14 protein-coding genes are annotated in these 13034 nt (G+C 37.0%); 3 read left to right on the forward strand and 11 right to left on the reverse strand.

Going from position 1 to position 13034, the window contains the following annotated elements; translation table 11 throughout:
* Positions 1–10: 10 nt before the first annotated feature.
* The 4 genes from ACVBAX_RS14505 to ACVBAX_RS14520 form a co-directional block, all read right to left on the reverse strand.
* Complete coding sequence (locus ACVBAX_RS14505; protein WP_430776236.1) at positions 11–193, reverse strand: hypothetical protein; 183 nt, start codon at positions 191–193, stop codon at positions 11–13.
* A gap of 66 nt (positions 194–259) precedes the next feature.
* Positions 260–589, reverse strand: coding sequence for a DUF1904 family protein (locus ACVBAX_RS14510; RefSeq protein ID WP_447117618.1), 330 nt, complete (start codon positions 587–589; stop codon positions 260–262).
* A 19-nt stretch (positions 590–608) separates the two neighbouring features.
* Positions 609–1361 carry an NADPH-dependent oxidoreductase gene (locus ACVBAX_RS14515; RefSeq protein WP_447117619.1) on the reverse strand — a complete coding sequence of 251 codons (753 nt, stop codon included), beginning with the start codon at positions 1359–1361 and terminating at the stop codon, positions 609–611.
* A gap of 200 nt (positions 1362–1561) precedes the next feature.
* Entirely contained in the window at positions 1562–2833 is a 1272-nt protein-coding gene (locus ACVBAX_RS14520) for an MFS transporter (RefSeq protein WP_447117620.1), read from the reverse strand.
* 169 nt (positions 2834–3002) lie between these two features.
* Between ACVBAX_RS14520 and ACVBAX_RS14525 the strand changes: the two genes are divergently transcribed.
* Entirely contained in the window at positions 3003–4205 is a 1203-nt protein-coding gene (locus ACVBAX_RS14525; RefSeq protein ID WP_447117621.1) for a CynX/NimT family MFS transporter, read from the forward strand.
* 53 nt (positions 4206–4258) lie between these two features.
* Here ACVBAX_RS14525 and ACVBAX_RS14530 read toward each other — a convergent pair whose 3' ends face one another.
* Positions 4259–5479, reverse strand: coding sequence for a YecA family protein (locus ACVBAX_RS14530; protein ID WP_447117622.1), 1221 nt, complete (start codon positions 5477–5479; stop codon positions 4259–4261).
* A 383-nt stretch (positions 5480–5862) separates the two neighbouring features.
* On the opposite strand from ACVBAX_RS14530, the gene katG reads away from it, so the two are divergent.
* Positions 5863–8082, forward strand: coding sequence for a catalase/peroxidase HPI (gene katG, locus ACVBAX_RS14535; RefSeq protein WP_447117623.1), 2220 nt, complete (start codon positions 5863–5865; stop codon positions 8080–8082).
* Between the two features lie 113 nt (positions 8083–8195).
* Here the strand turns inward: katG and ACVBAX_RS14540 are convergent, their stop codons facing one another.
* From ACVBAX_RS14540 to ACVBAX_RS14560, 5 genes are all read right to left on the reverse strand, one after another.
* On the reverse strand, positions 8196–8579 hold the full coding sequence (locus ACVBAX_RS14540; RefSeq protein ID WP_447117624.1) for a nuclear transport factor 2 family protein: 384 nt from the start codon (positions 8577–8579) through the stop codon (positions 8196–8198).
* 122 nt (positions 8580–8701) lie between these two features.
* On the reverse strand, positions 8702–8896 hold the full coding sequence (locus tag ACVBAX_RS14545) for a hypothetical protein (RefSeq protein WP_447117625.1): 195 nt from the start codon (positions 8894–8896) through the stop codon (positions 8702–8704).
* Positions 8897–9805: 909 nt separating this feature from the next.
* The gene (locus ACVBAX_RS14550) at positions 9806–10036 is read right to left on the reverse strand and encodes a hypothetical protein (RefSeq protein WP_447117626.1); all 231 of its coding nucleotides are present in this window, start codon (positions 10034–10036) and stop codon (positions 9806–9808) included.
* A 263-nt stretch (positions 10037–10299) separates the two neighbouring features.
* Complete coding sequence (locus tag ACVBAX_RS14555; protein WP_447117627.1) at positions 10300–10839, reverse strand: hypothetical protein; 540 nt, start codon at positions 10837–10839, stop codon at positions 10300–10302.
* Positions 10840–11227: 388 nt separating this feature from the next.
* Positions 11228–11698: a hypothetical protein gene (locus ACVBAX_RS14560; RefSeq protein ID WP_447117628.1), complete on the reverse strand. Its 471-nt coding sequence runs from the start codon at positions 11696–11698 to the stop codon at positions 11228–11230.
* A gap of 275 nt (positions 11699–11973) precedes the next feature.
* Here ACVBAX_RS14560 and ACVBAX_RS14565 point away from each other — a divergent pair, with 275 nt between their 5' ends.
* Complete coding sequence (locus ACVBAX_RS14565) at positions 11974–12162, forward strand: hypothetical protein (protein ID WP_447117629.1); 189 nt, start codon at positions 11974–11976, stop codon at positions 12160–12162.
* 228 nt (positions 12163–12390) lie between these two features.
* Here the strand turns inward: ACVBAX_RS14565 and ACVBAX_RS14570 are convergent, their stop codons facing one another.
* Complete coding sequence (locus ACVBAX_RS14570) at positions 12391–12540, reverse strand: hypothetical protein (protein WP_447117630.1); 150 nt, start codon at positions 12538–12540, stop codon at positions 12391–12393.
* Between the last annotated feature and the right edge of the window lie 494 nt (positions 12541–13034).

Consider the following 13034-nt stretch of genomic DNA (forward strand, 5'->3'; position numbering starts at 1 on the left):
TAACAATAAATTAATGCATCCCTTTCCATTCGCCTTGGTTTTTAGATGCTTTTTCTTTTTTGGCCTTTTCTTTGTGTGCTCGGTTTGCAGCAGCACTTCCATGCTCTTTACCGAATTCTGTATCGGTTTTGCTTGAATCAAACCCCTGCTTATTCTTTTGCTGAGCGTCTGTTTTACCATTTCGTTTTGCCATAAAAATCACCCCTTCTTTTCTTATTATGAAAATAGAGTGAGGAAATATTTCATGACAAAATCTGTATTAAGCAAAACTCCTGCCATTTAGATAATAATCAGACTCCCTAAACGTAGTAAAAGCAACTTCAACCTCCGGAATCCCGAGAGAATGAACCTGTTTCGTTATGAGGTTTGCAAATTCATTTTGAATTTCCAATCCGCGGTCAAACCATTTTACTTCAATAAATGGATATCCTGGAACCTCTACACCATCAAAAACAAATGTGGAATTCATAACTTCCAGCGTGAAATTATCTGTTCCACAGGCACAAAGTTCTGCCAATTCTTGGACCAATGGTTTACTAATGGATTTTACCTGCTCAACTGAAATTCCTTTAATTAATAATTGTGGCACCTTGTAATCTCCCCCGTAATTACTTGTATGTAAATCCTTGTTGCTTCAACATAGGACTAGAGTTTTTGGCATATTGCTCAAATCCTTTGTCATAAAAATGAGCTATCTTACTGGACCAATTACTTGAATCCTGACCATTTGTCCGCTCACCCATATAAGTTGAAATGGTCTGGTCATATTCGTCAATGACTTCCCTTTGGATATTAGCATGATATCGTTCTTTATGGTGTGTTGCCTTCATAGGCAGTCTTGGTTTTTGATCCGGAATCGTTCTCGGATGACCGATAACCAGACCCGAAACTGGGAAAACATACTCTGGCAGATCCAGAAGATCAATAAAGGTTTGCAGATTTCTCCTTACTCCGCCAATCGGAACGGTCCCAAGTCCCATCGATTCAGCAGCGATAACCGCACTACCTAGAGCGATTCCAACATCTGTTGAACCAACAATCACCGCTTCAATATCATCAACAAGTTGAAACGGATGTCCGTTTTTCTCAGCCGCCAACTTTGCCCGATAGAAATCTATACAAAACACCAGAAAAACAGGTGCTTCCACAATCCACTTTTGATTGCCTGCAGCTTCTGCTAATGTTGATTTCTTTTTGGGTTCTCTTACTTCTATAATGCTCACTTGCTGTCCATTAATCCAATTGGGAGCAGCCATAGCCGCTGCAATAATCGATTCCACCTGGAATTGACTCACATCTTCTCCAGGTTTAAATGCCCTTACTGAACGATGATTTTTTAATAATTCAATGGTATCATTCATGGTATCACCCCTTATGAATTACCTTACAACATGTGTATCTAAATATTCAAACAGGGAGTATCTCAAAATTATGGTTGTCATTGATCGTATAAAAAAGGAGGAAAAAATCCCCTTTCTACCTTCTACCTATTTTGCAATAGTGCCCGATTATAGAATCTTTGAATATGCATACTAATATACATAAGTTCTGCCTCTGGATATTAAGAAGTTGGGTTACTGATTACACTTCCCTCCTCTTGCCGCTTTTCCTTAATCAAGCTAACTCCCAATAGACCAATCATAGAAAAGATCACTGGAATGAAAAATCCGTAGTAGTATCCTTCAGCAATAGCACTTGAAGCTTGAAAATGATCCAACACGATGCCAAAAATGCTTGGCAAAAGGACGGCACTTAGAAATCCTCCTGTATTGGCAACCCCAGAAACAATGCCTGATTCGATGATCGGAAACGTTTGCCGAACAAGTGCAAACGTCAAGGCACTTGCCCCAAATCCAAATCCAATCATAAAGAACAGCAAATAAAGCATGAAAACAGGCGGATTTCCATGAAAGAAGAGAAAGCAAACCCACCCCAACAAAGTAAAGAGATGAACCATCACATAAGGACGTTTAATCGTTCCTAATCGACTTGAAATAAAGCTAGCTAGCGGAGCTCCGATCAATGCCCCAATCAACCCAATCATGATAAACTGACTTGCATCTGATCGCGTCATATCATACACCGTCATTCCGTACGGTACAGCCCAAGAACCGATAAATCCTACATACGCGCCGACAACCCCAAAATGACAGCAAAATAACGCCCATACCTGTCGATTGGAAAAAGTTCTTCGTAATAAAGTCAGTGTTTTTTCTCTTGGTATTTCGTTTTTTACAGACGTATTTGTCAGAGAAAGCTGTTTTGGTTTTTTTAAAAGAACGATATAAAGGAGTAGGCCACACAGACATAGGAGCAGTCCTGCTGAAAAGAAGGCTGCCCGCCAGCCAAGGAAGCTAATCCAAGCCGAGAAGGGGACCGTGGCTAAAAGGAAACCTAGGCTTCCAGTCATACCTGCAAACCCAATTAAACGAACAAATTCCTTTCGATTAAACCATTGCCCTAGTATTAACACCATATTGACCCAGATGGTTGCATCTCCCGTCCCCGTCAATATTCTCGCAAAAAACAGGACAAATTCATGCGTTCCAAGACTATAAATAATCGTTCCTACCCCTGTAAGGATCGCACCGACAATGAGGAAAAAATTAGGGCCATACCGATCGGCCATAATCCCCATCGGTATTTGCAAGCCCGTGTAAACAAAAAATTGAATACTGGTCAGTAACCCGATTGTTGAGGCGGTTACCTGAAAATCCCTCATCACTTGATCGGTAATAAGTCCCGGAGCCGTTCGCTGGCTCGCCATTAATAAATAAGTAAACAGGACTGTAGCAAAGACAACCCATCTAAATTGGCTATTTTGTTTATTCAATGTTTTTCTCCTGTTGGCTTTTTACTCATATATATATGGGATTGCATCCATAGTTATTTATAGGGTATGAAATAAGGACTGGACCCTCTCGAAACTAGGACTTGTTTATTAACCCTCTACTTTATGTATGCTATACTGTAGAAAGTTTGTCTTAATGGAGGATCACTTGATGGAATTACTAAAAACGAAGGCATATACACATTCAAATTATTTCTATTTGTTGATCGCGGGTATCGTCCTTATTGCATTCAACCTACGCCCTGCCATCACATCATTAGGCCCTTTGGTTGGGATGATTCAAGAGGATGTTGGCCTGGCACACTGGAGCGCAGGACTATTGATGAGCCTGCCGTTAGTCGTATTTGCTGTCATGTCCCCTCTGGTTCCTAAGATAGCTGGCCGACTAACAAATGAAGGGACTTTATTGATTGGATTAACCACTCTTTTGATCGGCATTTCCATTCGCTCGATTCCCACACCTTTTTTACTTTTCACTGGAACTCTTTTGGTCGGTTTAGGCATCGCGATAGGAAATGTCCTTTTGCCCGCGGTAGTGAAGGAGCGTTTTCCTAAAAAATTCGGGTTGATGACAAGTGTTTACTCTACTTCCATGGGGTTAATTGCCTCATTAGCATCAGGAATCAGCATCCCTTTAGCTGTTGATGGGGATCTTGGGTGGCAGGGAGCACAAATTGTTTGGGGGATACCAGTAATTATCGCTCTTATCTTGTGGGGGTTTCTTTTTAAATATAAAGAAGAAGGGAAAAGCGAAAGCCAACTGAAGCAAAGAACGGCTTCCAAGCAGATATGGCGTTCATCCCTTGCCTGGCAAATCGCGATATTCATGGGTTTTCAGTCTTTCTCCTTTTATGTCACGATTTCGTGGTTAACGGAAATCTTACATGGCCACGGAATAAATCTGGAAACCGCAGGATGGCTTCTATCCTTCACACAGCTCGTAGGGTTACCCGCAAGCTTTGTTATCCCAGTTCTTGCCGGTCGTTTTCAATCACAGGTATGGCTCTCTTTTTCCCTAGGGTTGTTTGCTGTTATCGGTTATAGCGGATTATTGCTGGGTTCCACCTATCCCATTCTAATTGTAAGTATCATCTTTATTGGAATCGCATTAGGCGGAAGCTTTCCGTTAGCACTTACTTATATAGGGCTCCGTACTCAAACCGGCCAACAGACAGCCGCTTTATCGGGTATGGCACAATCAACTGGATATGTTCTAGCAGCAGTCGGTCCACTTTTTATCGGATATTTATATGACCTCACACATGCATGGACTGTTCCTCTAATTATGTTGATTGTCGTATCGATTATATTAACGGTATTTGGGATGTTATCTGGTCGGGATCGGTATGTGTAGGTGATCAGCCTTCTGGTATATGCGGGTGCTAAATTGATATTTAGCACCCATATTCAAGAATTCCCGCAACACTTCTTAGACTTTTTCCCACTTCCACATGGACATGGATCGTTACGACCGATTGTCTTCCGACTGTTAAAGTCAATCACATTGGATGAAGGCCCAGGATTAGCTAGAACTGCAGATGGAACACTTTTTGAGTTGCTTCCTTGAGAGATTTCTCTCGGTGTATGACCTTTCAAGATCCACCGCCTCGAGTGATTAAATAATTCTGTCAGATAATATGCAAGAACCTGGACGAATTCCAAATCAGGAAATTCGAATCGTTGTTCAAAATACTCGACCGCTTGGTTCAAACTACCATCATTAAATATCATGATATTTAAATCTTCAGCAAGATCCTCCGTATCCTCAGCCGTCACATCATAATACTGCTGTAAGAATTGAATCAAGCTTTTCAATTCTTTAGTTTTTTCAACGTATCCCGGATTACCAGCTTTGACAAGTTGCTGTTTGGTAAAAGGGTAATAGTCTATACTAGGACGTTTTTCAATTTCAACAAAAATCTCCTTCTGATCGATCACTCTCTTATCTACTAGACCATACGCTGAATAAGCGGTTTGCTTATAATAGTCACTAGCACTAGTAAATACATGTAAAAATTCTAAGAAATCTATTTCTTGCTTCATTAATTCACTAACCCTGTCAACTAGAAGGGAAGTGTTCATGATCCCATTGTAATAAAGCAATCCTTGGGTAAGGTGAATCCACTCTGTATTTCTGTCAATAATTTGTTGTAATTGCTGACCCTCTAACTCAAGAAATTGTTCTATAATTTCATTAGGGACAGCTAATCCCTTTTCCCCTTCTAACTGGATGGGAAAAATTACTCCCCAAGTCATCAAAGCCTCCACTTTTTTCACTGATATTTTCCTTGGCAATGGGAGCTTCCCTGAATGTTTCACTATATTTTTTAAAAGAACATACCTTTCTTTGTCAAATCTAGAAAGAATCCTGGGTAAATGGGTTGGAATCGCAATTACCAGTTCCTTTATTAAATCACCTTTATTCAAGTTACTAATTCCTTTTAATTCAAGATTCTTACGTATTTTATCCAATTCAGTCTTTGAAAGAGAGTTAAGCATGCTTTCTAATTGAAAAGGCTCACTAACATGTCTCCACAACTTCTGCTCCCTTTTTTCTTGTAGCCCTCTCTCGTATCTTAATCCTTGAGCGATTCCTTTTCTAATCTTATTAATTGTTTTAATATCCAATCCAGACACCTCTTATCCATTCTTGCTAATAATCTTATTTTAACAAAAAAATTCTTTAGAAGACTCTGCTAGGTATCACTAAACGCTATCTTTTCAACTGTTACCAGAAAATATCATTCTCATCTAAAAATCCCTACACACTCTTATTCTCAATTATTCTTTCAGATTTTCTTTAAGATTAGACTTCTTTTATTTGAAAAAATACATATATATTAACTAGATAATCCTGTTAATTATGATAGAAATCCAAAAAATATTTATTCTTCACGAGATATTTCTTTCAATTTAATGAATCTTATTTTATAATAACTATAAAGTAATAATTATATTTTCATAGATGTAATTATTCTAATACAAACATTACAAAAGGAGAGATTTATATAATGGAAGGTTTTAGCACTACAAACGGTGGCAAATGCCCGTTTAACCATGGCAGCACGACTACTCCTAAATCTAGCGGTACAACAAATAAAGATTTTTGGCCAAATCAGTTAAACTTAAATATACTACGTCAGCATGACAAGAAATCTAATCCTTTAGGAGAAGACTTTAATTATGCAGAAGAATTTCAAAAATTAGACTACGAGGCACTAAAGCAAGATCTTCGCAATCTAATGACAGACAGCCAAGATTGGTGGCCTGCTGACTATGGTCATTATGGTCCAATGTTTATTCGTATGTCTTGGCACGCAGCTGGTACATACCGTTCTGGTGACGGTCGTGGTGGCGGTGGAACAGGCAATCAGCGTTTTGCTCCACTGAACAGCTGGGCTGACAACGTGAACGTTGATAAAGCACGTAGACTATTATGGCCAATTAAGCAAAAGTATGGGAACAAGATTTCTTGGGCTGACTTATTGCTTTTAACAGGAAACGTGGCACTTGAATCAATGGGCTTAAAGACATTTGGATTTGGAGGCGGACGTGCAGACATTTGGCATCCAGAAGAAGATATCTATTGGGGTTCTGAAACTGAAATGCTAGGTGATAACCGTTACACTGGTGAACGTGAGCTTGAAAATCCACTTGCTGCTGTTCAAATGGGTCTGATCTATGTAAACCCAGAAGGTCCAAATGGCAAGCCAGATCCATTAAAAAGCGCACATGACATTCGTGAAACATTCGGTCGTATGGGAATGAATGATGAAGAAACCGTTGCATTAATCGCTGGTGGTCATACTTTTGGTAAGGCACACGGTGCAGGAGATGCAGCTCATGTTGGTCCAGATCCAGAAGCTGCTCCTCTTGAAGCACAAGGCTTAGGTTGGTTAAGCACTCATGGTAGTGGTAAAGGTGGGGATACCATCTCTAGTGGTCTTGAAGGTTCTTGGACGGCGAATCCAACACAGTGGGATAATGGATTCTTTGATTTATTATTTGGATATGAATGGTGGTTAACGAAGAGCCCTGCTGGAGCATATCAGTGGATGGCCGTTGATCCTGCTGAAAAAGATCTTGCATCAGATGCAGCAGATTCATCTAAAAAAGTTCCGACTGTTATGTTTACCTCTGATTTAGCCTTACGTCATGACCCAATTTATGAGAAGATTTCACGTCGTTTCCATGCAAATCCTGATGAGTTTGCTGATGCATTTGCTCGCGCATGGTTCAAACTTTTACACCGTGACATGGGTCCTAAATCAAGATACCTTGGTCCTGAAGTTCCAGAAGAAGATCTTATCTGGCAAGATCCTGTACCAGCGGTTGATTATGAATTAACGGAAGAAGAAGTAGCAAAAATTAAGGTATTGATCCTTGACTCTGGACTTACAATTGGTGAGCTAGTGACAACTGCTTGGGCTTCAGCAAGTACTTTCCGTGGCTCAGATAATCGTGGTGGTGCCAATGGTGCCCGTATCCGCCTTACTCCACAGAAGGATTGGGAAGTAAACCAACCAGAACAACTACAAAGAGTTCTTTCTGTGCTTGAAGAAGTTCAAAGCAATCTAGAGAAGAAAGTTAGCCTTGCTGACTTAATCGTACTAGGTGGCTCTGCGGCAGTAGAAAAAGCAGCACAAGCAGCAGGTTTTGATGTAACCGTTCCGTTCGCACCTGGTCGTGGTGATGCAACACAAGAACAAACAGATGCAGAAAGCTTTGATGTACTTGAGCCTGTTGCTGATGGTTTCCGCAACTACCAGAAGAAAGAGTACAGTGTTACTTCAGAAGAGCTTCTTGTAGACAAGGCACAACTTCTAGGCCTTACAGCACCAGAAATGACCGTTCTGATTGGTGGTATGCGTGTGTTAGGTACGAACCATGATGGTACGGATCACGGTGTATTCACTGATCGTGTAGGAACACTTACGAACGACTTCTTCGTGAACTTACTCGACATGGGTGTAGAATGGAAAGCTGTAGACGGAATCGTATATGAAGGACGTGATCGTAAGACAGGTGAAGTTGCAAAAACAGCAACTAGAGTGGACCTAGTATTCGGTTCAAACTCCATTTTACGTGCGATTGCTGAAGTGTATGCGCAAGAAGATAACAAAGAAAAATTTGTTAATGACTTTATCGCTGCTTGGGTAAAAGTAATGAACGCTGATCGTTTTGATCTTACAGTAACTAAAACGAATGCTGTCGCTGAGCATAGCGCTTAATATATAAAAATAGAAGCACGCGAAACTCCTGTATATGGGGCTTCGCGTGCTTTTTTTATTCTAGTATTAGAATGGTTCTTTTTCCGATGTAAACTATCAAGAATGGAAACGAGTCATAACACGGTACCTTTAATTACTTCATTTAATTGCAGTGGTGAGATTGTACCTTGATGGAAATATAACTGCCATCTACCGTCTATAAGTTTCCATATGGAACTGCGAAGTGTATTGCGATTTCTAGTTTTATCTACTACAAAATAGGTTGATAAAACTAGATCTGATGATAAGGGATATATTTCGTGGTTATGTAAAGTCATTTCTGTTAGTACAACTCCTGATTCAAGACATTTCTTTTTATCATACATATAACCAGAACTACCAATTTCAAAGAAATCATCTGCAAGTATTCTATCTAGTTCTTCACGATTTTTACGAACTTCAAGTCCTGTGTGCTTTTCCTCTAATGCTTTTATATGTTCCTTTAAATTCCCACCCATTACTCTATCCTCCACCCACATTTTTATTTCTATCTTTCGACATCCTTCTTTTATAAACCTGCACCGATGCTTGAATAGAGAATCTGATAAATTTATTACTAAACGTTTGGCTTCAATATTTTTTAGCCCTTACCTTTTTCATCAAACTGAGCTGCAACTGCAACAATAAATAAGATTGGCAAATAAAAAATAACACCAAAAATAATTAAAAACCCTATTCCATCTCTAGTAGAAGGATCATTTGTATCCATGAGTAAACCAATGATGAGTACAACAAACAACAGGAACCCAATTCCAAATACCTTTAAAAATCTCAATAAACTCACCTTCTTTTTATATTGCTACGGATGAAAAGCCCCTTCCTTTTAATACCAATTATTTCAAAATGGAATTGTTTTCGCAATCGTTTATTGCACTATCTGGACCGATTGTAGAAAAAGGGCTAAAGACGATTCTTCAACTAAACTAATTCTTTAGTCGAATAAAAAAAGGACCGCCACAGCGATCACTTTCTTAACTCTTGCCCCTTTAGTTTAAGTGCAACTCTTCACAATACATAAGAAAATCATTATGATATTAAAAAAAGTCCTTACAGTAAATACTACGTAGTTCCGATAATGTGGAGAAATACTAAACAAACATTATAAATCACATAGTAAATAACACTAAATCTAGCAATTGAACGAACATATTAATTAGCACCTATTCTTGTCCGAATACGGGGTTCATTCGGACGGAATGACCTAGAAGATTACCTATTCTTGTCCGAATTCGAGGTTCATTCGGACAGGAAGAACGGGAAATTGCCTATGGTTGTCCGAATAAGTGGTTTTTTCAAAACAGGAGTATTTTAACAGAAGAATTCGCACTCTAATAATCAAGTTGACAATAGATATTGTCATCCTGAGATTTAGACGGATAACTGTTATGTTAATTCATGTAGAATAATTCAATAATCGTTGATTTAATAAGATTTAAATCCCCAATCACTATGGGATTGGGGTTATGATTTGATAGGTTATTTCTAATGTTTCTCCACAAAAACTGAACCACTTAAGTAAATGCAGAAGGACTTTAAAAGTGTAATTTACGATTATTTCTTATTAATTCATCTTATTGGATGCCATTGGAGGCTGTTCTAACCAACCATTTTTAATCATAATATTAGCGCCATCTTCAGAATACATCTAACATCTAGGGATAGCCGGGCCCCTTTGGATGGCTCCCTAACTAAAAAATCCCAATGCATATTTAATTCCTTCTTCGACTTCACTTGTTTCATATCCTTCTAAATCTTCCTGTGAAATTTCAAGTTTTGTTTTGGATAGTGAATAACCACTGTCTAAATTCACATCTAATGTTACTTCGTATCCAGTTTCAGTCGGTTTAACTTCAATAATATCGTAGTCACGTATGGCGGTACCTGTTTCATATTCAAATGGATCTAATTCAGACATTCCTTACCCTCCTGATAATAATATAATCATTCTACTTGGTGTATTTTATCCAAACACCACCATAAATATTTTAATGCAGTAAAACATCAAAAACACCTGCCTCCCTTTACATCTCAGGAGTAATGGTATGGAATTCTGTTCCCCTTGTTGGATGTAAAAGCATAATATCCTAGCACCCTTTAGCTTAAGTGTAACCTCTCACAAACTTGTATATTTAAAAAGGGCATTTACTTTTAAACCGTAATACCCCTTTAAAGTATTATTTAGTTTTTTCTTGTTGAAGGAATTGTATTTGCAATCTGTACTAAAGACTTAAGAGGGACGTTTTTTGATACTCTCTTATCAACGCCTATAATATATTGCCAATAACCCTTTTCAAAAATCAATAAGTTAGAACTAGCTATGGTCAAATATTTCGCATTAGTACCATCCTTAAGTTTTAACTCCCGATATTTATGACTATCTTTAAATGTTATTCTGTATTTTTTTGGTCGAACATCAATCTTAAAATGATTTTCAGGAATCCTTTCATTTATGAACTCAACTTCCAAACTGTCATTAAACTCACCATCTAAATCACTAAAGCGACCAAAATAGTGAGTAAATGACAAAGGTGGTAATCTAAGAGGTAGTTCTAATTCTTGGCTATAGTGGCTTTCAATGTCACTTATTGACTCTTCTAATGACTTGTACCCTAGTTCTAGATAAAATTCCTCTATAGTATGTTCCTTAGCTTCTGTGGATAGAGAAAACCATATAAATGTACTGAAGATAAAAAGGAATATACCAAAAATTCTTGTCATTAAATCGCTCCTATATAATGATTAGAATTATTTTTCACTAAACCAGTTGTATCTATCCTTATTCGACTAAACAGCAAAAAAAAGAAGCTTCCCCTATTTAGGAAAGCTCCCGTTACTGAATTAAGGATTTATTGAAATCCCCCTGTATCCTTATTATCACCCATCATATAGTTCGAACTATCCCAGGTTTAGCATTAGGATTTGTAGGAATATGTGGATTATTATTGTTAAGGAGGGTGAGCAATACATTTTTAGTTCTGTAATGATCATTTCCTTATTAAACAAACCTGCTCCTTTTATACAACAAAGAAATTCAAAAAAAATAGGCATTAATCCACCTCTGGATCAACACCCTTTTAACAGTAGCTAGTGTAAATATTTTATAACGTTAATTTAGTCTACTCTCATTTACAATCGTTTTTTCGATAACATATTGATAACCGTAGATAATAATTGAGAGAAATATACAAATAAAATACCAACTAATATGAGTGATTTTTTTAAATTTAAATGCACCCACCTTTTCCCACACAGTAGCCATAGGAAAAGCATTAAAGATATTTAGTATTACATTAACAATCAAATATTTCGGGAAATTACCAAAAGTAAATTTAAATATCCATAATGTTGCTACAAAGTATGGCCCTAATATGTATGAGAAATCTACATTCCCTGGGGAAAATGGGTTTTTATTTTTCCACCATCTTTTCTTATTGCTGATGACACTAAAGACACTTATAAATAGATTAACAAAACTTGCAACAGGTAAATACCTTAAGAATGATTTCTTGTCCATAAACAAAACAGAAAGCCAAGGAATGACTATCATAATTAGGGAAAACATTTGCTTTTTCTTCAATAACATCGACCTTTCAATTTGTTTGTATATATCATTCCCGAAGAAATCCTTCTCTATTAATACCTAATGCAATCACCAACGATTTTTACTAATAAGAATAGTTCCTATTCCATAAACCTGCTTCGTTTGTTCAACTCGTGTTCAGTATTTTCGAACTGTTCATTAAACGTTTACCTAGAAAGTGTAGACAGTTTGAACCTCATGGGTTTTATTACCATTATAGTATGTTAAAATTTTTAATATCTATTTACTTTAAATATAGGTAGGTGTATGAAATGGTATTAACTATTTTTTATTTACTTGGCAGCATTATTCTTGTAGGTCTCGGAGTAATTTTTTATTTATTTACAGAAAAGATTTTTAATAAAGAATGGAGAATCCTTGGTAAGATTACATCAATAGCCTTTATGGTTTATGGGTTATCAAATTTTATTTATTTAACTCTATCTCGTCTATTTACTTAACTCTCGCTATATCGCTGTATGTGTCTACTGTTAATTTCCTTAGTACATAAACCTTCGCCTTTAGTAGAATGCACGTATCCCTGACTATCTTTGAGTGTAGGGTGTTGAGAAAGTAACTTGCTGAAAAGAGCGAGACTTATCTTTTTTTTAGCTACCTAAGTCTTGAAAAAAGAACTTTGAAAAAGAAAAACATAGGGAGATTTTAGTCTTCCTATGTTTTCAATCATATTATTTATCTGTTTGATCTTGCTTCTTTTTTAGATATTCCGCACGTATTTTTTCAAGTTGCTGCTTTTTATCAAATTTGGCAGGCTTGTTTTTTTCATGATACTTTGTCACAGCTACCTTACCTTTGGTATCCAATTGATATTTCCCCACTTCGTTCACCTACTTATCCTTAATGAGAATCTATTCACCAAATATAATATACCTTATTTTACTGAAGTAAACCTTATTACTTTATTTTTGGATCTTTTGAAGAGAGCTGAAACAAGAAATAACATTATTGCAGCTTATGTCTTCTAAACATTTGTTTATAAGTTTTCTTAGTTCAAGTTCGTTTGGGACATCTCTTAATTCTTTACTATACCATTCTTGTATATTTTCTTTTGTAATTATAAATTCTCTTTTGTCAGAATGAACGGTTATCCAATCAACATTTTGAACTACTTGATACCTTGGGTTAAAATCCGTTTTTTACTATCAGTTTCACTAAGGATATTAGCTGAATATTGTAGAAGAGAAATAAATATTGCACGTTTACAACTCTTACAGAAGTGTTAAATATATATCATTCTCTTAATTTACTAGTCAATGAATGGTAAAATGACATGTTGACTCATTAAAATACAGAAGACACCGATATTAATATA

This window comes from Robertmurraya sp. GLU-23 (assembly GCF_052983275.1).

Coding starts and splice junctions, on each gene's coding strand:
- ACVBAX_RS14505 (WP_430776236.1), bottom strand. CDS start 193: ATGGCAAAACGAAATGGTAAAACAGACGCTCAGCAAAAGAATAAGCAG.
- ACVBAX_RS14515 (WP_447117619.1), bottom strand. CDS start 1,361: ATGAATGATACCATTGAATTATTAAAAAATCATCGTTCAGTAAGGGCA.
- ACVBAX_RS14525 (WP_447117621.1), top strand. CDS start 3,003: ATGGAATTACTAAAAACGAAGGCATATACACATTCAAATTATTTCTAT.
- katG (WP_447117623.1), top strand. CDS start 5,863: ATGGAAGGTTTTAGCACTACAAACGGTGGCAAATGCCCGTTTAACCAT.
- ACVBAX_RS14540 (WP_447117624.1), bottom strand. CDS start 8,579: ATGGGTGGGAATTTAAAGGAACATATAAAAGCATTAGAGGAAAAGCAC.
- ACVBAX_RS14550 (WP_447117626.1), bottom strand. CDS start 10,036: ATGTCTGAATTAGATCCATTTGAATATGAAACAGGTACCGCCATACGT.
- ACVBAX_RS14555 (WP_447117627.1), bottom strand. CDS start 10,839: ATGACAAGAATTTTTGGTATATTCCTTTTTATCTTCAGTACATTTATA.
- ACVBAX_RS14565 (WP_447117629.1), top strand. CDS start 11,974: ATGGTATTAACTATTTTTTATTTACTTGGCAGCATTATTCTTGTAGGT.